This is a genomic window from Aneurinibacillus danicus (assembly GCF_007991215.1).
GTDB classification, from domain to species: domain Bacteria; phylum Bacillota; class Bacilli; order Aneurinibacillales; family Aneurinibacillaceae; genus Aneurinibacillus; species Aneurinibacillus danicus.
In genome coordinates this window covers 1-20460 of the sequence record NZ_BJXX01000174.1, presented here as the reverse complement: position 1 = coordinate 20460, position 20460 = coordinate 1, and the positions used below count along the sequence as shown (strand labels likewise).

Below are 20460 nucleotides of genomic sequence, written 5' to 3'. Positions count from 1 at the left end.
TAATTAATTTCTTGCATTTTTCAATTCGCTCCTCCTTGAAATGGCTATAGGCCATGCGCATAAGATTGTAATTGATATGGTCCCATGTTAATTGAAATGGAGGAGAAGAAGGGCGGAATACGTGCAGGATTTTCACTTGTGGTTCTACATAGCATTTGTAGCCGAACACCCATAGCTTAAAGGAAATTTCCTCATCTTCGCGTCCCCAGACTTTAAATCCTCTTTCAAATCCATTGATATCAAAAAATGCGTTTCTAGAAATGGCCAGACATCCTCCGGCAAGGTGAGCGGAAGGAAAAAGGGTTTGTCGTCCGGTATTCCATCTGGGTTCCAAATTGGCATTCCAGCTGTATCCATACCCTACATTGCTCGGATTGGCCGTGTCCCCAATACCCGGATTTGTCGCATCGGCCTCCCCACTGCGAATTGGGGCGAGCAGACGGTCAATCCACCAATCTTCAAAGAACAGGTGGGCATCGCAAAAGATAAGGAAGCTTCCTGCAGCAGCTTCTGCACCGATGTTTCTGGCCATGGCAGCTCCTACGCCTTGTGTACGGATTACTTTGATTTGTCCGGGAATTCCTAGAGAGGCAAGGGAACTACAGCAGCCGTCATTCGAGGCATCATCGACAATAATAATCTCAAATGGACAGTCCGTTTTTACCTTGAGAGCGGATACGATTGTGTTCCGTACATGCTGCCCTTCGTTTTTGGCCGGAATGACTAGTGAGACCAAAGGCTTCAGCATTGGGTTACTCCTTTCTGATAGGGTTTTATTATCCGCATTATATGGAAAATTAGGGTGCTGGTTTACAAATTCGTACTGCCTATGGGCAAATCATTAAAAATAGGCACCTTTTCTTACACGCTTTGGGTTCGGAGTTCATAAAATGAACGCAAACTCAAGTAGAGAACGAGTACGGGGAGGAGACAAATGAAAATACAAGTGCACTATAACGGTGATACGAGGGGGGAAATCCCCTATACTTCTCTTCCTGCTTTTCGTCTGTTATGCGAACAAAACGGATTACAGGTGCGATGGAAGGCAGAGGAGAGAACCCTTTACTTGAATCCAGGTTTGACAGGAATCAAGATTTACCTGGCCTCAGGCCTGAATGAGCTTGAGATATCGTCGAAAAAGGACAACAGATATGAACATGAGGTAATGAAAAAAACAAAAGAATTTCTGTCCGATTCCGGTGCCGATATTACATTGCTGTACGATCATACGCTTACACCAAGTTACGGAGACCTGTATATTCGTCTTGCCTTTCTAGAAGACGATTCCGTAAAAAAACCGAAAATTGCACTGGATTATGATTGGAATATAAATAATAAAAAGTTGCTTGATTATCTTAGGGAGAAATTACAGAATGAGGAAATGGAATTTGTGGCTAAGAGGCATACAGAAATGGGATTGAATATACCGCTGCTTAAATTGCAGTGTCGGCTTCCGAATCTGGACCAGGCGTCACCGTTCGTTTTCTTAATCGAAGACATTGCCATAACACTCGCTTCAGGTATCCTGTTTTATTTTCATGATTCCCGGCAAATTTCTCCGTTCTCCTGCCTTCCGTTACACGCGCTTGATGAATTTATATATGGAACTCGCAAGAGTCAGGACTCTTCTGTTTTCGCGGTCCAACTGGGAGAACAGGAGAGAGCGATGCTGCCGGAGCGGGAAGCGGACGGAGAGTCAGATGTTCCGGAGGCGGAGCGCATTGAGGTGAAAGAATCAACAGAGGTTGTTGAGGCGGTGCGAATGCAGGCGGAAGTATTCTTCGACTATACTGTTCTCCCGTCCGAAAGGGAGGATAGTTCGTACCTGGTTATAGGTAACTTGTATATTAAGAATACAGGTACAGAAGATTTGTATAATCCGGTGATTTGCCTGAAAGCCACTCCGGCGGACAGCATCAAACTGCAAGGGCAAATTCTGCCGGCCAACATGGTCGAAACTCTGGGGACACAAAGTTCCGACGGAGGAGTAAAAGGGTGGAGGTATTTGCAGAAAGACTGGTTTGCCGAGGCGCTGGAGCGGGGAGAGTATTGGATTGCACCCGTTCAGAATTTCCGAATTGCTCCAGAGAAGATAGAGGCTTTCCATAATTTCCAGTTGTCCATCCTAAAGCCGGAAGAAGGAAATACAGTAACCATAGAGGGCTTTGTCTACTTCAAAGAACGGCAGGTCCCGTTTGCATCAAATAATCGCATCGTCTTTTCTTTTTAAATCAACTTTTGATGCCGAATCGGACATTGCATGAATAAAAAAGGGGGGGCAAAAGAGTGTATGCTTGATATATCATGGATTCACCTGATGGTTTTGATTCTTGCTTCGTTTCGACTTACCCATTTAATCGTGTTTGATGAAATCGCTTCTTTTATTCGTCAACCTTTTTTGACGATTACGTATGAAGAGGATGCAGCCGGGCGGGTGGTGCGTCATATGGAGGTGAAAGGGACCGGTCTGCGTTACTGGATCGGTTCGCTTCTTAGCTGTTACTGGTGCATGGGAATTTGGTCGTCCCTTCTGCTCGTTGTCCTTTATTGGCTTTATCCTGTGACGTTTCCGCTTTTAATCGTACTAGCAGTGGCTGGGGCCGCTGCCATCATTGAGACAAAACTGTTCTGAAAATTGACAAAGGGATGTTTTACCCCGTTGCCTGTCTATATTCTTTTGGTTGATACTCCGTATATATAATCTGAATGAACAATCAAATAAGGAGAAAAGGCATGCGTAGAGCCATTGTCGTCTATCTGGAAAATCAGCGTGATCTTATGCTGCAATTCGGGTGTCTGTATACATCGCTGAAACACATTCAGGCGAAAGATACGGACCTTGTCGTATTTGGCACTCGGGAGGCGTTAAACAAGGTTCCGTCGGACTGCGTTAAAGTAGAAAGTCCGCCTGTCAGCGGCCGGCCGGAGTGGAAAAATTATAAATACATTAACTCGGTGAGCTGTTTGGTCGGTAAAGAGGCGGATTTTCTGAATGGATACGATTATATCCTCCGTTCGGATGTTGATACATTTATGACGCCGGCCTGGAATTCTTACTACCCCATTGCGTATTCAGTCGGCCGGGGAGCTTATATAAATAACGAAGAAGTTAGGAGAAATATAAGGCGGGTTGCCGGAATTCTGGGGCTTACACACCGGGGGATTGAAAATATAGGGTCAACTCACTACGGACCCCCGAAGGTAGTAAGGGATGTATGCCGCGTAACCTTACATGTCGCACTGTATATTCTTAATCACGAGTTCGCTACGGGATCCGGACAATGGCCCGGATGGTATGAAGGGGTAACCCTGTTGTACAGCTGCGAGATTGCTGTAAACCACGTAGTAGGGAATGTACAGCTGGACTATGGAAAATTAGATATTGAAAGCACGTCCCGCGGCTTGATTTCTAATCATCCCCATATTCATTGCTGGCATACGGATCAGGTCTTTTCTAAATTCCGATTTGCGGCGGGAGCGTATGATCATATGCCGATCCATACTTTAAATACGAACACGGTTAGAGACTATTGTATGTATATTGCAGTAAAATCAAAGAAAGAAATGCCCTGGCTCGGTTAAGGTACACATCCTGAATAACCATGTCCGCTCCTTGGCTGAAGAGCTTTTCTCTCTTCAAGTTAAGGAGTTTTTATTATAAAAGAGTTTGTTGAAAATTTATCTTGAATTATTATTTTCTACGAGGTGGTTCATCACTAGGTGATAGCCATTTTTTTGTTTATAGCTATATGATACAAACCATTTTTTGGTATGAGAAATAGAATAAGGAGAGGCATCGATTTGCATCTAGATTTGCATCTAATGGAAAGGAAGAAATGAAATGCGGATTCTCACTATACTAGGTACCCGACCTGAAATCATTAGATTAAGTTTAATCATAAAAAAATTGGATATGTTTGCGGATAAGCATATTTTGGTACACACCGGTCAAAATTTTACTCGCTCACTTAGCGGCATTTTTTTTGAGGATCTCGAGATACGAAAGCCAGACTATATACTTAGGGAGAGCCAACAAACCTTCGGGGAACAGTTATCGACCATTTTTTTGGGGATAGAAAAAATCATTTTGCAGGAAAAGCCGGAGAAAGTACTTGTACTGGGCGACACAAACAGCGCATTAAGCGCTGTACTGGCGGAGAGGATGGGGATTCCGGTAGTGCATATGGAAGCGGGAAATCGTTGTTTTGATTTGAGAGTACCGGAAGAGAAAAATCGACTCGTAATCGATGCGATTTCAAGTCTAAATCTGCCCTATACACCACGGAGTAAAGAAAACTTACTACGGGAAGGCATTCCTGTCCATAAAATCATCGTTTCTGGAAATCCCATTTATGAGGTGCTGGAACACTACAAAGAGAACATATCCCAAAGCTCTATCTTAACAAAATTAGGATTGGAAAAACGGAATTATTTTTTGGTGACCGTTCACCGGGCAGAAAATGTAGATGATCCTCCTCATTTGCATGGGATTTTTAAAGGATTGATCTTAGTTGCCAAAACCTTTCAAAAAAGGGTCATTTGCAGTATCCATCCTCGTACCCGTTCAAAATTAACGAAAGAAATTGAATCGGACGTTAAAGATTTGCTTGAATTTCATGAGCCTTTCTCTTTTTTCGATTTCGTCTGTCTTGAAAAAAACGCGTTCTGTACACTGACAGATAGTGGAACTGTTCAGGAGGAAAGCTGCTTGTTCCGCGTCCCTACCGTTACCTTCCGAAACAGTACGGAACGGCCCGAAACAGTAGAATGCGGAAGCAATATCATTTCGGGTACAACAGCCGAGAATATAGTAACCTGCGTGAAAACGATGGTTCAACAATCTACCGATTGGAAAATTCCAGAGGGGTATGCCGATCCGGATGTTTCAACCAAAGTCATTAAATTGTTGTTAGGAGGGAAGAGAGGTGTTTAAAGATGCGACGATTCTTATTACCGGTGGGACCGGTTCCTGGGGACACGAGTTAGTGAAACAACTGCTCTTGCAAAACCCAAAAGAAATCCGGATTTTTTCCAGAAATGAATCAAGCCAAGTCAACATGAAGAGAGCCTTAGGGGAGAATCGGAATTTGAAATTTATTATCGGGGATATCAAGGAAAAGAATGAGCTTGTGAAAACATGTGAGGATGTTGACTATATTTTTCACCTTGCCGCTTTAAAGCATGTTCCGGTTTGCGAGGAACAACCGTATGAAGCATTAAAAACAAACGTTATAGGAACACAGCATGTAATCGAGGCAGCCATTGAAAAAAAGGTAAAAAAGGTTGTATATATATCAACCGATAAAGCGGCCAGTCCATCCAACTTTTATGGATTAACGAAAGCAATAGGTGAGAGGCTTATTATTCATGCTAATCTCCTAACATCTGACACTAAATTTATTTGTGTACGGGGAGGAAATGTTCTCGGGACAAACGGAAGTGTCCTTCATGTGTTTAAGAAACAAATTAAAGAAAAAAAGCAAGTAGGCATTACAGACATGAATATGACAAGATTCTTTTTAACGCTTGAGGAGGCGATTAAACTTCTTTTTAAAGCAACGGCCGAAAGCGTCGGCGGAGAAATTTTCGTCATGAAAATGCCATCCTGCAAAATTATCGATCTTGCTCATGTTCTTATTGAAGCACTGGGAGAAAAAGATGTTGAAATTGTAGAACAGGGAATGCGCCCCGGGGAAAAGTTGCACGAACTTCTCTTTTCGGAATATGAAAGCCTTAATACGGTGATTTACGATAACGAATATTACGTCGTTCTACCGACAGTTGAGATTAACAATTTGAGAGAGCACTATTCTAAATATAAGCCGGTTCAAATGAAAAAATACCATTCGAATAAATGTCTAATGACCAGAGGGGAGATAAAACAACTATTAATTAAAGGTGGTTTTATCCAGTGAAGGTGCTAATTATAGGCGGAAACGGTATGGCAGGTCATATGATTGTTAGCTACTTCAAAAAAAGGCCTCAATACGATATCTATTACACATCTCGCAAGCAAAGAAATAAAAACGAAATCGAACTTGACGTACGAAATCATGAAAGACTGCAGACTGTTCTTGACGTCCTGTCACCACATATTGTTATAAACTGTGCTGGAATATTGAATGAAGAGGCTGCCAAAAATCCCTTGGATGCTATTTACGTCAATAGCTTTCTTCCCCGTTTCCTGGCCAGGGCAATCGAAAAACAAGGGGGAAAGCTGATACACATAAGTACAGACTGCGTGTTTTCGGGGAAAAAAGGGGATTATACGGAAAATGATTTCACAGATGGAACGACGATGTATGCCAGAACAAAAGCTTTGGGGGAAGTCAATCATCCAAAACATTTGACCATTCGCACGTCCATTATCGGTCCGGAAATCAGGGCAAATGGAATTGGCCTGTTTAAATGGTTTTTGCAGCAGAAAGGCATGATTAAAGGATATGAAAAAGTGCTGTGGAATGGGGTTACGACACTTGAATTAGCCAAGGCAATCGAAAAAATGATTGGGCATGATGTAGGTGGATTGTATCATCTCATAGCACCAGAAAAAATTTCTAAATGGAAGCTTCTTGAATTGATACAAGATGTATTCATAAAAGAAGATGTTACGATCATCCCCGAATCCTCTATCGTATTAGATCGAACACTTAAAAATACGCGAAATGACTTCCAATACACGCCTCCTGATTATCTTTCGATGCTAATCGAGCTGAAAGTTTGGATGTATTCGGAAGGCGGCGATTATCTTGTTACCTAAGGTTTCTATTATTATTCCCACCTACAACTGTCCATATGTCGATCAGGCCATTCAAAGTGCGCTGCATCAAACATACCCTAATATAGAAGTAATTGTAGTAAATGACGGCTCTATCGTGTTTAACGAGAAAATAAGCCCTTATTACGGACGTATTCGTTATATTGAACAAAAAAACGGCGGCACGGGCAGCGCACTAAATACGGGAATTAAAAATGCGACAGGTGATTATTTCGCATGGCTAAGCTCAGATGATTTATACGTCCCGACTAAAGTTCACGAGCAACTTACATTTATGGAAAAAATGAATGCAGCGGTCAGCTATACTAACTATTACCTGATTGATGTGCGTAATAAAATAATAAGTCAACCCATAAGCTATTTATTTTCAAGCGATGTGCAATTTTATCATTTTTTAACTAGAGGAAACCCTATTAACGGATGTACGGTGATGATGAAAATGAGTGTGTTTTCTGAAGTGGGTCTTTTTAATGAGACATTGCGGTATACGCAGGATTATGAAATGTGGTTGCGGGTTGTTCAGCGATATAAATTTCACTATTTAAACAGACCTCTTGTTTTGCGTCGGGATCACGATGCGATGAATAGCAAAAAGTATGTGAATGGTATGATCAAAGAGAATGAATGGGTACGTAATAAATATAGGCAGAGTTTGGTAACTTTGATTACAAAGGAAGTGAACCCATGAAACTAACCTTTCCCATTCTAACCCTTAATAAGGGTGGAGCTCAGAGAATGCTTGTTGAAATAACGAATGGACTTGCAGCCAAAGGACATGATGTAACAATTATAATGCCTGCGAGTGGTGCAATGGAGTTTAGTCATATTAAATCGAAGTTAATCAGGACAAATAAACATGAGCTGGGCGCAAATGATTACCCTTACAGTGATGCTATTGTATCTAACTTTCATACAACAACTTCTTCCGCCCAGGCGGCAAGCGTAAGCGGAAAAGGAAAGCATATACGTTTTAGTTTATGCTATGAACCGATGTTTTTGCCGGAACAAAGCGTTTCTTTTCCTACCTTTCAGGTGACGGATAAACTTATTGTTTTATCTAAATACCAACAAGAACTTATCTTCTTAAATCACGGAATAAAGGGAAAGATTGTCCCGATTGGTGTTGGTCCTGAGTTTAGAAACCTAAACCTCCGGAAGCCTTATGATCCTCTTCAGGTTTCTGCAATTGTGAGAATGCCGGAAGGAGGTTGGGCATGGCATCGTCGTCAGGATTATCTCATTAGTCAGCTGGATATTATAAAAACACGCTTTCCCGCCGTTAAAATTAACCTCATTTGTCCCCCTGGTGAATACAATAAATCCCCAGCACTACAGATGCTCGCTAAAACGCCCAAATATAAATTTTTTACTCCGGCTAATGACACTGAATTATGTTATATCTACAACCAAACAGATATATTCGTTGCTTCCTCCATTTTTGAGGCCGCGCCGCTTCCCGGCCTGGAAGCAATGAAATGCGGTGCAGCTTTAGTTGCCACATATGCCGGAGGAAACATGGAATATTGCCGTCATGAAGAGAACTGTTTACTTTCATATGGATTTGAAAATCGGCTCGGTCACGATATTATCCGGTTAATTGAAAACGTCTCTTTGCGTCAGCAATTGGCAGTGAATGGTCAAAAGGAAGCGGAGAAATGGAGCTGGCAGAACAGCGTAAATGCATTTGAAAAAGCTTTGCTTGAGTACCTAAAATAATAAAATTCATATGATAATTTTTTCTTTTAATGTAAAAAATATGGAGATGACGATATGTTTTCAAATCAAACCATTTTAATTACCGGTGGTACGGGTTCATGGGGGCAGGAGCTTATGAAACGGCTGCTCCGGGAAAATCCCAAGGAAATTCGCATCTTCTCCCGCAATAAAAACAGTCAGCATTTAATACAGCAAACTTTTAATGCTTATCCATGTATCGTATTCATTTCGGGCGATATTAAAGATTATCAGAGTTTTTATGACGCATGTGAAGGTGTCGATTATGTGTTTCATCTTGCCGCTCTAAAGCATGTTGTCACATGCGAAGCGCAGTCGATGGAAGCGGTGGAGACAAATGTGGTGGGGACACTAAACGTTATTCGGGCCAGTATTGAACACGGAGTAAAGAAAGTAATCTATACGTCCACCGATAAAGCTGTGGCTCCTAGCAATGTTTATGGATTAAGCAAACGATTAGGCGAACAGCTAATTATAAAAGCAAATGATATGTCAAAGCATTCTACACGCTTCGCCTGTGTGCGGACAGGAAATCTCTTAGGCTCACAGGGAAGCGTTATCCCCCTGTTTAAAAAACAACTGCTTGATGGCAAAGAGATTACAGTGACGTCCAGAGAGATGACCCGTTTTTTTATCGCGCTGTCGGATGCAGCTGAATTGCTTATGAATACCGTGGGAATTGTCGTAGGGGGAGAAGTGGTTATCATGAATATGAAAGCATGTTGCATTATAGAACTAGCTGAAGTGCTGCATCGCCATTTTGCAACTCAGCCTTTAAAAATTAAAGAAATCGGAATTCGGACTGGTGAGAAGCTTCATGAATCTTTGATTGCAAGTGATGAATCTTTTGTTTATGAATATGATAACAATTATGCCATTGCTCTTTCCACCTCCTCCCCCAAATTTACTCTCGATCATTATAAATCATTTCCAAGAGTTCAAATTCATAAGTACAGTTCGCAGCACAACTTAATGCCTAAAACAGAAATCGAACAACTTTTACGGCGTGCCGGGATTTTTGGTTAATCTTTTTGGGAAGGGGGGCCGGGCGGCAGTTTTACCCGTTGCGTACCGGATTCTCCCCCGCTTTTGTAAAAGCTTGAGGCACAATTTTTATAGAAAAAAGTAATAAAGAATAGAGAATGGTCCCTATTCTTCAAGATGGTCTTCATTTTTTTTGCGTTTTTGCATTTTTTTGTATTCGTCCATTAACTGCTTCAGTACTTCATCAGATACTTCCACGAAGTGGTCCAGCTCCCGCATCGTAATTAAGCACTGGCTCCCCCCGTCGATGGTTGTGAAGCGAAACATAATTTTCCCGCCCGGCAGCACGTCGGCAACTTCCCAGATGAACTTAGTGCCGGCTTTATAGCGTTTTCCCCGTCCGTAAACCGGGTGGAAGGGACGATAATTTTCTACAACCCACATATGGCCCCTCCTATTCCTTCTTCCTGCCGCAATGTCCGGCAGAAAGAAGGTGAAATCATAAGAAAATGAAGGATGAAGGAGGGAAGGCGCAGGCAGGCAAGCTTCTGCAGTTATCCCCTCTATACCATCATATGCAGAACATAGGGGGAAGGAACTGAAATTTGAAAAGCCCGGATACAAAGTATAGCAGCATCTTTTCCTGTTGTTATCCCGCGAAGAAACGGTGCAATTCCTCTATGTTTCGCGCAAGCCGGGCGGGTGGCAGGCTTGCGAGTACCTGGGCACCGTATCGTTTCGTATGCAGGCGCGAATCGAGAATGACGACCATGCCCCGGTCGCGGCGTGTGCGGATCAGCCGTCCGAAGCCCTGTTTTAAGCGCAGAATCGAGAACGGAAGCATGTACTCCATAAAACTATCGCGCCCTTGTTTGCGCAGGCGCTCGGTACGTGCCTGGGTAAGCGGATCGCTTGGTACGGGGAACGGAAGTTTGGCAATTACGACACACATTAGGTCATCACCCGGCACGTCGACGCCTTCCCAGAATGACTCGCAGCCGAACAGTACATGATTGGAGCCTGAGCGGAACTGTTGCAGCAGTTGCTCACGAGAGGTATCCGATCCGTGCAGCAAGCCCGCAAGCTTGTGCTGTTCGAGCCAGGGCTTCATTGCCTCATACACCCGGTTCATTTGGCTGTACGAGGTAAATAGCAGGAATGTGCGTCCGCGTGTAGAGGCGACAATCTCCTTCATTGTGGTGATGAGAAATGCTTCGAAGTCCTGTTCCACAGGGGACGGAACATCTTCCGGCACGAGCAACACCGCCTGTTCAGCGTATTGAAACGGACTCGGCGTCTCCATCGTCTCATATTCATTGATTCCCATCCGGCTTGCAACAAAGGAGAAATCTCCCTGCGTCGTTAGTGTTGCGGACGTCAGAATGACCGTCTTCTGCTCGAATAGTTCTTCGCGCAGCAGATCGCTTACGTCAATCGGAGCCGAATATAGATGCAGCATGGAAGCCCAGGCAAAATCGTCACGAATCAGCGGTGCATGTTCATTCTTTGAAGGTTCCTCGTATGCGACCCAGGTCGCCCATTCATCCGGGGATTGGTTCAGCAATACGTGTGTCACCATATATTCCATCTGCTCGATCTGTGCGATGTAGCGGCTGAGGCCGATGACCGTCTCTCCTTCGCCTTCCGCCGCTTCCAGTTCTTTGCGTTTGTCGATGAACGCCGTCTTCCACTCTTTGAAAAATGGCTTACAGACATCTTCTGCCACAATACTTTTCTTTAGCAAATATTCGTTCTGCGGTCGTTTGGCGAGCGCACGCGCAAGCGGAGCAAACAGTTCGACCAGCTTTGTGATAAGTCGGACACGAATCGCCTCCACTTGCTGCTGTAAGTCTGGAGCGTCCAGCTCTCGCGCCCAATGGGCCCGTTTCTTAAGGAAACGGTTGAACAGTGTATTTACCTCTTCGATGCTGACATGGTAGGTGTACTGCTTCGTCACCTGATCTTCCACGCGGTGTGCTTCGTCCATGATGACCGCATCGTATTCCGGAAGAATGCTGGCGCCCTGGCGTCTGAGAATCAAATCGGTGAAGAACAGTGCATGGTTTACGATGATGACCTGCGCATTCTGCAGTTTTTTACGGGCGTTTTGGATAAAACATTCTTTGTAGAAAGGGCTATTCTTGCCCAGACAGTCATCGCCGTCTCCTTGAATTGCATGAAATAAAGATGGGGGCAGAGGCAGCGCTATTTCATCCCGATCGCCTTTTTTCATAACCGCAAGTTTCTCTTTGAGGCGGCGGAGCAGCGGTGTGTCTGTCGTTTCTCTTATGAGACTGTCTTTCAGCAGTTCATCGAATCGCCGCTTACAGATGTAATTGCCGCGTCCCTTGGCCAGCTCGTACCGAAAGTCTTCGGCAAGATCAGGATCGAGATCGCGAAGAACCCTGCGTACCATCGGCAGTTCTTTTTCAAGCAGCTGCTGCTGCAATGTAATCGTATTCGTTGAGATAATGACGCGTTTTTCATTTTTGAGCGCCCACCAGGCAGCGGGCAGCGTATAACCGAATGATTTGCCGGTGCCTGTCCCTGCCTCGATTAAGCCGTGCTTCTCCTGTCTTAGACAGCGCAGTACGAGGTTGGCCATCTCGAATTGTGCGCGGCGCGGCTGGTATTGTGACAGGTGATTGGAAAGAATTCCATTTCGTTTAAAAATTCTGTGCAGTGTTTTTGAATACGTTGTCATACGTTCGATCCTTACCTGGTTTTTCTTCATAATAGCAAAACGTATGTTTCGATTCTAGCAAAACGGGACAATCCATTCACAAGATCGTAGACAGCCAGAGCAGAGAAAGGTACCGTCTCGCCTTTTGGATGAAATCGTTATTCAAACACGGCAAATCGGGGAATAAAGAAAAAGAAATAATTTTACAAGACAACCAAATGCGGGAGAAGAAAGGGTATAATAAAAAATAGCTATTATTTATAAAGAAAGGATGCGAGATACACTTATGGCTCATCAGTTGCAGCAGCAAATCATTGAAGAATTACATGTTAACCCGAAAATCGCACCGGCTGACGAAGTGAGAAGACGTATTGACTTCCTAAAAGAATATGTAACCAGTTCCGGAGCACAGGGGTACGTACTTGGCATCTCCGGCGGACAGGACTCTACACTGGCCGGCCGCCTGGCGCAGCGTGCCGTTGAAGAATTGCGCAGGGAAACGAAGAAAGACTATATGTTCATTGCCGTGCGTTTGCCATACGGCGTACAAAAAGACGAAGCAGACGCGCAGCGTGCGCTTGAATTCATTCAGCCCGATAAAACCATTACAGTCAACATCAAACCGGCGGTCGACGCCGCTTACGATTCGTTTACCGAAGCGACGGGAGAGAAGCTGTCCGATTATCTGAAAGGGAACATCAAAGCGCGGGAACGCATGAAAGTGCAGTATGATATCGGAGCCCACTACAAACTGCTGGTCATCGGAACGGATCATGCCGCGGAAGCAGTAACAGGCTTCTTCACTAAATATGGTGACGGCGCGTGCGATGTTGTGCCGCTGGATGGGTTGAACAAGCGTCAGGGTCGCGAAATTCTCAAGTACATGGGTGCAGACGAGCGTATATACACGAAAGTACCGACCGCAGATTTAGAAGACGATAAGCCGCTGCTTCCGGATGAAACCGCGCTGGGCATTACGTATGAGCAGATCGACAATTATCTTGAGGGCAAAGAAATCGACGCAGACGCGGCGGAGAAGCTGGAGAAACAATATATGAAAACACGCCACAAGCGTCATTCCCCTGTTTCTCCGTTTGATAGATGGTGGAAGAAATAAGCATAAGGAAATACAGGTCCTCTCTGCATGTCAGGAGATGTGGTTATGAGAATCGCGATTGCCGGAGGAAGCGGATTTATCGGTACGCATCTGGTAAAAGATTGGCGCAAAAAGAAATATGACATTCTGGTCATTACCCGCAACTGTACTAAAGTAAAGAAGCAGTTTCCATTCGCGAGTTGCGCCACATGGGATGAAATCGCGAAAGATTCGCAGGCGCTTGAAGGCATTGATGCTCTGGTTAATCTGGCCGGTGAATCTATTAACAGCGGCCGCTGGACGGCAGAACGAAAGCAGAGCATTCTGCTGTCACGGGTGGAGACGACGCAGAGGATTGCCGCTGCGGTTGGGAAGCTGACAGAGAAGCCCCGGGTTGTTATCAACGGATCTGCAATCGGCGTTTACGGCCAGTCCGATACCGCGCGCTTTGATGAAGACAGCAAAGCAATCGGAGACGATTTTCTTGCTCAGGTCAGCCGGCAATGGGAAGAGGAAGCCGACCGGATACCGGCGCCGCGGCTTGTCAAGATTCGCACTGGATTGGTAATGGGAGCGGATGGCGGCGCTTTTCCGAAGATGGCGCTTCCGTACCGCCTGTTTACAGGCGGCAGGGTGGGCGGCGGACGCCAGTGGCATTCCTGGATTCATATCGTTGACTACGTTCGTCTTATCAACTTCTGCATCGAAAATGAAGCAATAGAAGGAGCGGTAAACGCCACCGCACCGAATCCTGTCACCAATAACGAATTCGGCCGCTCGCTTGCACGTCAGATGCATCGTCCGCACTGGCTGCCCGTCCCCGGTTTTGTGCTCGGCCTTGTCCTGGGCGAGATGTCGGAATTATTGCTTGAAGGGCAGCATGTCACGCCAAAGCGGGCACTGGAGCAGGGGTTTGTGTTCCACTGTCCGAATATCGACCGGGCCAATCAAGATCTCGTCAGTAAAATGTAATTGGCACATGAGCGAGCAGCTGTTGAATGAAAAGGCCTGACATTCCTTCTTCGGGCAAAGAAGGAATGTCAGGCTTCTTTCCTTTGGCTATTTTCCCTTCGCTTCTAATTGGCGAACTTTTTCTCGTATCTTCTGCGCTTCGTTTTTCTTACCTAAATCATCCAGGGAGTCAGCGATAATTGTTTCAAACTGAGACTGCTTTGGATAGTCGGATTGAAGAAGGAAGAGGCCCTTTTTTGCCGATTGGATTGCCTGTTCGGACATGTTTGCTTTTTGCTGCGCATCGGCAAGATAGTACCAGTAAAAAGCCGCGTCCGGCATTTCCTTGATTTTTTCTTCATAGTAGGCGGCTACCTTCTTAAAATAAGAGGGATAGGCGTCTTTTGCGGAGACGAAAGCGGAACCGTTCCAGCGTACGACATCTACCATATACGCATCACCTGTATCTTTTTGCCAGAAGGCCAGCATGTTTTGTTTGCCGTTCGGCAGAATTTCGAGCTTATGATACGCTGTGCTCGCGATTTTCTGCAGCGTTTCATTGCGCCATGCAAAAACATCAAGTCCGTTTCCAGCAGAAGCGCCTATTGTCCAGCCGACAAGGAATTCGGGCTTACCGTCGCCGGTTATGTCCGCAAAACGAACCGTGCTGACCTGGTATCCTTGTCCTTTGTGTTCCATGGCTTTCTTCCATTCATTATTCTCTTTTTCCAACATCATAACATAGGGTGTTTTATCTTCTGTTCCATTCCGGTACGTGACAAAAATTTCAGCTTCGTGATCTCCGTTGATATCCTGCAACTGTACCGCTTCCGATCCTTGAGGTTCTTCGGGAGGGAGAAGCCTGGCTCCCGGCGGCAAGAATTTCTGGATAAAGCTTGCGGTGCTTTCCGTGCCGGCGGCTTTTGCGGCGGAGACGGATTGCGGTGCGCCAATGGTACTTGCGGGAGCCGGGAGAAGAGCGCACCCGCTAAGCATAACACTTATTGCCAATACGTTTATTGATGCTCTTTTTTTATACATAAGACATCTCATCCTTTCTTAAAGTTGTAGAAAGGGGAAGCGTGACATCCACTTTCGTGCCGTGTCCGGCTGCGCTTGATATTTTCATAGTTCCGCCATGCAAGGCGATAATTTCTTTGCAGATGGCAAGCCCTAACCCGCTGCCCTGGGCTGCCGGGTTTGCTTTATAAAATTTCCTGGTTACGTAAGGGAGGTGCTCGCTGGCAATGCCTTCGCCGTTATCCTGTACACTGAGCAGAATATGTTCGTGTTTCTTAACGGCAGATATGCTAATGATTCCACCGCTATGGGTGAACTTTAGAGCGTTATCGATAAGATTTAGCACTACCTGCTTTAGCCGATCGGGGTCGCCTGATAGAAGGCGAATAGAATTTCCGACTTCCAGGCTTAGCTCAATATTCTGGCGTTCGGCACGAAGCGAAACCTGTTTTACGATTTGGTGAAGCCACTCATATAGAGGAAAGGTAGTGGGGCGCAGCGTAATTTTTCCTGCCCCCAGACGCGAGAAATCGAGCAGCTCTTCCACCATCGCGGTAAGCCGGTCCGTTTCTTTGTTGATGATTTCAAGCCCCTCTCTTAGTTCCTTGTTTTCAACAGTGCCGTTTAGTAGCGTAATTGTCCATCCTTTTATCGAGGTAAGCGGGGTGCGCAGTTCGTGAGAAACCGAGGCTACAAATTGATTCTTCACTTTCTCATGGCGCATAATTTCTTCTGCCATATAGTGAAGCGTATCACTAAGCATACCGAGTTCGTCGTTGTGCTGTTTGGGAATGCGCACCGTAAAATTACCGGCCGCCATTTCTTCCGCCCCTCTTGTGATTTGCCGGACGGGTTCGGTAATCGTTCGGGACAGCAAAAGGCTTACAATTACAGAGATAATAAGAATGGCAATACCCGCAATCAGCAAAAAGAGAAAGATACGCTGAATGACCGCTTCGGCTTCTGCCAGCGACGTGACGAGCCGCAGAGCGCCAGCATTTTTCGTATCGAACAGAAGGGGATAGGCAATCGATAGCACAGGTTCTCCCGTTTCCGGCATATTTCCCCGCCATTCCCCCGGTTTGCCGGCTAGCGCGTTCCGCACATCGGCAGTGTCTATCGTTTTCCCCCAGAACATACCGGTCGAATCAGCTATGACTTTTCCGGCGGCATCCAAAATCTGCACCTGTGCATTTGTCGTTTCGCTGAACGTGCGAATAAGATAATCCGCACGCTCTTGCAAATCTCCATTTGTCAAATATTGATTATGAAAGCTGGCGGATACTTCCGCCGCGCTTTGCAGCGATTCGCGGATATTCCCGACATAGTATTGTCGAATCGCAATAAACATCAGCATTTCAAACAGGAAAACAGTAAGAAGAATAATGATGAGATAGCTTCCGACGAGCCGCCGTTTAATCCCGTGCATGGTGTTCTCCCCGCCAGCAGTAGCCGAATCCCCAAACCGTTTCGATATAAGCGGGACGGGACGGATTGTCCTCGATTTTTTCCCGCAGTCGCCGAATATGGACATCCACCGTTTTGGGGTCCCCGACAAAATCCGTCCCCCAGGATAAATCGAGAATTTCATCCCGGCTGAGCGCCTGGGCACTATTGGTCATAAACATTTTGAGAATATTGAACTCGCGGGGTGTTACATCGATTTCCTGCTCGTTTTTGAAGAAGCGCCGTGCCTGTAAATCAAGGCGAAACGGCCCTGATTCCATATTTCTTTTAGGCTTCGATACCGGCTGCTTCACGCGCCTGAGTACAGCGTGAATCCGTGCTGTTAGCTCAAGCGGATTGAACGGCTTGACGATATAGTCGTCCGCTCCAAGCTCCAGTCCCATTAACTTATCCATGTCTTCTCCCCGCGCCGTAAGCATAATGACAGCGATGTGCGGGAAGTCTTTGCGGAGACTGCAGCAGACGTCGAAGCCGTCTATGCCGGGGAGCATTACATCGAGCAGGACGAGGTCGGGCCGTTCCGTTTTCACCTTTTGCAAGCCTTCTTCGCCGGTGGTTGCTTCAATCACCGTAAACTTGTGCCGTTTGAGATTAATGGTAATAAAGCCACGTATTGAACGTTCATCCTCGATAAGCAAAATTTTGGCGGGATTATTTTCAAACATACATCCTCCTGTAGCCATGTACTATGATAGTTTTATCATATCATCCTCCTTCCATATTGTGGTGTGAGTCATGGAGAAAAAGGAAGGGTGTATATTCTGTTTTCAGTATAGTGCTCTATTAAGAAAAAAGGGTTACTGCCAAGTTAAGAGAAGTTACCAAATCATTACGACGAAATCATTCCCCCGTTCTTTTCTCTTTTTTCCTTTGCACCGCGAAAGTTAGCCGCCCATTCCTGCGGTTTTCATGTCGGGGTTACGGCTAACCGGCCATGGTATTTTATTGTATAATAGACAAGACGAACAGATAAAGAAGAAAGGAGAATGAGACTGTGGCAACTCCCGAAGATAAAAAAGGCTATACGTTCGCCCCATACAGCGGCAGGGTGGAAGCCGGCAAAATCCGCGAACTGGCCCTGGCGATAGGCGATGAGAACCCGATTTATACAGATGAGACGAAAGCCAAGGAGGAGGGCTTCGATGCGATTCCCATTCTGCCGTCCTTCATGGAAGTTATCGATATGTGGGCTGGCCCAAGCTTTGAAGACCTGATGGAGCAGCTTGAAATCGATATGAAGAAGCTGCTGCACGGCGAGCAGGAATATGAATATTTCGCTCCTGTCTATGCAGGTGATATGATTCATGCACAGACAAAAGTAACCGACGTGAAGGCAAAGCGCAACGGCATGGCCATCTACACGCTGGAGACCGTCTACCGCAACCAGAACAATGAAAAAGTAATGACCGCACGTCAGGTGCTGGTCAAAATGCCGTAAGGAGGAGAGCACATGAAACCGTATTTGCTTACAGCCAAAGACGCTGAAGTAGGAACGGCGCTGCCTGCGCTCGAAAAGCCGCCGGTGACCCGGATGCAGCTCATTAGATTCGCCGGTGCGTCCGGCGATTTCAACCCGATACATACAATTGAAAGCGTGGGTCAGGAAGCAGGCCTCGGGGGTGTCATTGCACATGGCATGCTTATTATGGGATTTGTCGGCCAGGCGCTGACGACCTGGGTGCCGCGTGCGGCCATTACAAAGTTTGGCGTCCGCTTCTCGGCGATTACCCGTCCGGGCGACCAGATTACTGTCCGTGGAGAGCTGGCCGGAAAGGAAGAAACAGAGGAAGGCACGCGGGTTAAGATTAAAGTGCAGGCCGTGGACCAAAAAGGCGAAGTGAAAGTAAAAGGGACGTGCGAAGCGCTGCTGCCGCGCGCGTAACCGTATAGCAAAGAGAACCCCCCGGAGCGAAACCGTTGCCGGGGGGTTTTATATGGGTATGTGCTTTCTCTATTACCATTCTTTTCTTGTATTCATCTTCTACTACTTTGCGCTAGAGTAAAAAAGGTAGATTTGGATTAGAAAGGGAATGGATGCCTACACCATGAAAAAACTTCTTCTGATTTGTACGCTGCTTGCGGTTGCCTGCACCATGGGCGGCTGCACTCAGCGAAGTGAAATTCGCGCTGATATATACAGCCCGTTTGATGACATTACAAATAGCTATGCCAAACCGTACATTCTTGACCTGCATTCCCGCGGCATTGTACACGGGGAGGGAAACCGGACATACGGTCCGCACCGGCCGGTTACGCGCGAAGCCATGGCAGCCATGCTGGGTCGTACCCTCGACCTTGAGCCTGTCAATGCTATGATCCCCGCGTTTAAAGACGTAACGCCTAGGTCATGGTCGTACGGTTGGGTGCAGGCAGGCGTAGTACGCAGTCTGATCAGCGGGGTTACGAATGACGAGTTTGCGCCGCTGCGCCCGGTCAGCAGACAGGAAGCGGCCGCATTGTTTTATCGTGCGTTGCCGGAAAAAACAAACGAAAACACAGCACTTCCGTTCCGGGATGCAGGCGCCATCGCACCCTGGGCCCGTTCGGCGGCATCCGAATTGTATGCCCGCGGGTTGATGGTCGGCAGCCAGGGGAAATTTCGCCCGCACGATCAGTTAACAAGAGAAGAAATGGCCGTGTTACTGTTTAAATTTTTGCGTCAGCCCGACTTCAGGGAAGAGACATCTTCGCTGCTGCAGATGGGCTGGCACTACATGGTAACAAGGGACGAATTTATTGCCAGAGCGAAGAAAGCAAGTGACATGAATGTACTGTCCCCGCGCTGGTATTTCCTTTCTTCATCGGGTGGCGCAGACGATAACACGGACCGCACGCTTCTCGCCTGGGCACAGGAGAATCGTCGTGAAGTATGGCCGCTGGTCGGAAACCGGTTTGACCGGGAGTTGACCCATCAGATTCTCGCAAGTCCGGTGAAGCGGGCCGAGCTTGTTACCAGGCTTACAGAGTATACAGAACAGTATAAATTGAACGGTCTAAATATTGATTTTGAAAACATCGACCCGGCGGATCGGCCGCATTTTACGGCGTTTATCGCAGAACTGGCGAGTGAACTGCATTCCCGTGGTAAAAAAGTCTCGGTCGATGTGCCGCCGGATTTAAAGGATGACTGGAGTGATCCGTACGATTTCGCCGCGCTTGCCCGTCACGCCGACTATATTGTCATGATGGCGTATAATGAGACATGGGAAGGAAAAGGACAGGCGGGTTCCAACGCCTCGCTGCCCTGGGTACAGAATCACATACAGCATATGCTGACAATGGTGCCAAGGGAGCGGCTGATGGTCGCGCTTCCGTTCTACACCATGCGTTGGAGGGAAGTGGATGGCAGGGAGAAGCCGGAATCCGTCACGATGTCCGAGATGTTCCAGGACATTCAGGCATCACGGGTACGGCCTGTCTGGGATGAAAGGTTGGGTCAATACTGTGTGACATACCGAAAAAACAAGATTACGTACAAAGCATGGCTGGAAGAGAGCCATTCTCTCGCCCTGAAATATCGAGCCATAAAACAGCTGGGCGCGGCTGGTGTCGCCTTCTGGTATATTGGCTCGGAAACGGATGAAGTATGGGCGGCCATAAAAAATGAATGAGGGTATGCTTAACAAAACGACCATGGCATTTCAGCGGTAACCCCGATATGAAAATGCGGAGAAGAGCAGCTGAATTTTATGGTATGAGGGAAAAGAGAAAAGAGAACGAGAGGATGATTTTAATGTAGAAAAAGGC

20 protein-coding genes are annotated in these 20460 nt (G+C 46.3%); 14 read left to right on the top strand and 6 right to left on the bottom strand.

Annotation, left to right across the window (positions count from 1 at the left end; translation table 11 throughout):
- The coding region (locus tag ADA01nite_RS18530) for a glycosyltransferase family 2 protein (RefSeq protein ID WP_146811912.1) at positions 1-748 on the bottom strand (748 nt) is incomplete at its 3' end.
- Between the two features lie 186 nt (positions 749-934).
- On the opposite strand from ADA01nite_RS18530, the gene ADA01nite_RS18525 reads away from it, so the two are divergent.
- From ADA01nite_RS18525 to ADA01nite_RS18485, 9 genes are all read left to right on the top strand, one after another.
- Positions 935-2230 carry a hypothetical protein gene (locus ADA01nite_RS18525; protein WP_146811911.1) on the top strand — a complete coding sequence of 432 codons (1296 nt, stop codon included), beginning with the start codon at positions 935-937 and terminating at the stop codon, positions 2228-2230.
- A gap of 60 nt (positions 2231-2290) precedes the next feature.
- Positions 2291-2632, top strand: a complete 342-nt coding sequence (locus ADA01nite_RS18520; RefSeq protein WP_146811910.1) for a DUF1360 domain-containing protein — start codon at positions 2291-2293, stop codon at positions 2630-2632.
- Between the two features lie 101 nt (positions 2633-2733).
- The gene (locus tag ADA01nite_RS18515) at positions 2734-3582 is read left to right on the top strand and encodes a DUF7164 domain-containing protein (protein WP_146811909.1); all 849 of its coding nucleotides are present in this window, start codon (positions 2734-2736) and stop codon (positions 3580-3582) included.
- 259 nt (positions 3583-3841) lie between these two features.
- On the top strand, positions 3842-4933 hold the full coding sequence (gene wecB, locus ADA01nite_RS18510; RefSeq protein WP_146811908.1) for a non-hydrolyzing UDP-N-acetylglucosamine 2-epimerase: 1092 nt from the start codon (positions 3842-3844) through the stop codon (positions 4931-4933).
- Positions 4926-5915 carry a polysaccharide biosynthesis protein gene (locus ADA01nite_RS18505; protein WP_146811907.1) on the top strand — a complete coding sequence of 330 codons (990 nt, stop codon included), beginning with the start codon at positions 4926-4928 and terminating at the stop codon, positions 5913-5915. The genes wecB and ADA01nite_RS18505 overlap by 8 nt, the downstream gene beginning before the upstream one ends.
- Positions 5912-6760, top strand: a complete 849-nt coding sequence (locus ADA01nite_RS18500; protein WP_146811906.1) for an SDR family oxidoreductase — start codon at positions 5912-5914, stop codon at positions 6758-6760. Before ADA01nite_RS18505 ends, ADA01nite_RS18500 begins: the two co-directional genes overlap by 4 nt.
- Positions 6750-7466 carry a glycosyltransferase family 2 protein gene (locus ADA01nite_RS18495; RefSeq protein WP_246147415.1) on the top strand — a complete coding sequence of 239 codons (717 nt, stop codon included), beginning with the start codon at positions 6750-6752 and terminating at the stop codon, positions 7464-7466. Before ADA01nite_RS18500 ends, ADA01nite_RS18495 begins: the two co-directional genes overlap by 11 nt.
- Positions 7463-8494 carry a glycosyltransferase family 4 protein gene (locus tag ADA01nite_RS18490; protein ID WP_146811904.1) on the top strand — a complete coding sequence of 344 codons (1032 nt, stop codon included), beginning with the start codon at positions 7463-7465 and terminating at the stop codon, positions 8492-8494. Before ADA01nite_RS18495 ends, ADA01nite_RS18490 begins: the two co-directional genes overlap by 4 nt.
- A gap of 54 nt (positions 8495-8548) precedes the next feature.
- The gene (locus ADA01nite_RS18485) at positions 8549-9538 is read left to right on the top strand and encodes an SDR family NAD(P)-dependent oxidoreductase (protein WP_146811903.1); all 990 of its coding nucleotides are present in this window, start codon (positions 8549-8551) and stop codon (positions 9536-9538) included.
- Between the two features lie 123 nt (positions 9539-9661).
- Here ADA01nite_RS18485 and ADA01nite_RS18480 read toward each other — a convergent pair whose 3' ends face one another.
- A complete protein-coding gene (locus ADA01nite_RS18480) occupies positions 9662-9940 on the bottom strand; it encodes a hypothetical protein (protein WP_146811902.1) in 279 nt (92 codons plus the stop codon).
- Between the two features lie 205 nt (positions 9941-10145).
- Positions 10146-12200 (bottom strand): ATP-dependent DNA helicase, encoded by a 2055-nt coding sequence (locus ADA01nite_RS18475; protein ID WP_170230368.1) that lies wholly within the window; start codon positions 12198-12200, stop codon positions 10146-10148.
- Between the two features lie 277 nt (positions 12201-12477).
- On the opposite strand from ADA01nite_RS18475, the gene nadE reads away from it, so the two are divergent.
- Together nadE and ADA01nite_RS18465 are read left to right on the top strand one after the other, a co-directional pair.
- A complete protein-coding gene (gene nadE, locus ADA01nite_RS18470; protein ID WP_146811913.1) occupies positions 12478-13296 on the top strand; it encodes an NAD(+) synthase in 819 nt (272 codons plus the stop codon).
- 45 nt (positions 13297-13341) lie between these two features.
- Positions 13342-14247, top strand: a complete 906-nt coding sequence (locus tag ADA01nite_RS18465) for a TIGR01777 family oxidoreductase (protein ID WP_146811900.1) — start codon at positions 13342-13344, stop codon at positions 14245-14247.
- Positions 14248-14334: 87 nt separating this feature from the next.
- On the opposite strand, the gene ADA01nite_RS18460 is transcribed toward ADA01nite_RS18465, so the two are convergent.
- From ADA01nite_RS18460 to ADA01nite_RS18450, 3 genes are read right to left on the bottom strand one after another with little or no spacing between them, the layout of a single operon-like run.
- Complete coding sequence (locus ADA01nite_RS18460; RefSeq protein ID WP_170230367.1) at positions 14335-15267, bottom strand: FG-GAP repeat domain-containing protein; 933 nt, start codon at positions 15265-15267, stop codon at positions 14335-14337.
- Complete coding sequence (locus ADA01nite_RS18455) at positions 15260-16675, bottom strand: sensor histidine kinase (protein WP_146811898.1); 1416 nt, start codon at positions 16673-16675, stop codon at positions 15260-15262. Before ADA01nite_RS18455 ends, ADA01nite_RS18460 begins: the two co-directional genes overlap by 8 nt.
- Positions 16662-17378: a response regulator transcription factor gene (locus ADA01nite_RS18450; RefSeq protein WP_146811897.1), complete on the bottom strand. Its 717-nt coding sequence runs from the start codon at positions 17376-17378 to the stop codon at positions 16662-16664. Before ADA01nite_RS18450 ends, ADA01nite_RS18455 begins: the two co-directional genes overlap by 14 nt.
- A 329-nt stretch (positions 17379-17707) precedes the next feature.
- On the opposite strand from ADA01nite_RS18450, the gene ADA01nite_RS18445 reads away from it, so the two are divergent.
- The 3 genes from ADA01nite_RS18445 (at position 17708) to ADA01nite_RS18435 (ending at position 20324) form a co-directional block, all read left to right on the top strand.
- The gene (locus tag ADA01nite_RS18445; RefSeq protein ID WP_146811896.1) at positions 17708-18151 is read left to right on the top strand and encodes a MaoC family dehydratase N-terminal domain-containing protein; all 444 of its coding nucleotides are present in this window, start codon (positions 17708-17710) and stop codon (positions 18149-18151) included.
- Between the two features lie 12 nt (positions 18152-18163).
- Entirely contained in the window at positions 18164-18595 is a 432-nt protein-coding gene (locus ADA01nite_RS18440) for a MaoC/PaaZ C-terminal domain-containing protein (RefSeq protein WP_146811895.1), read from the top strand.
- Between the two features lie 163 nt (positions 18596-18758).
- The gene (locus tag ADA01nite_RS18435; RefSeq protein WP_170230366.1) at positions 18759-20324 is read left to right on the top strand and encodes an S-layer homology domain-containing protein; all 1566 of its coding nucleotides are present in this window, start codon (positions 18759-18761) and stop codon (positions 20322-20324) included.
- Positions 20325-20460 lie beyond the last annotated feature (136 nt).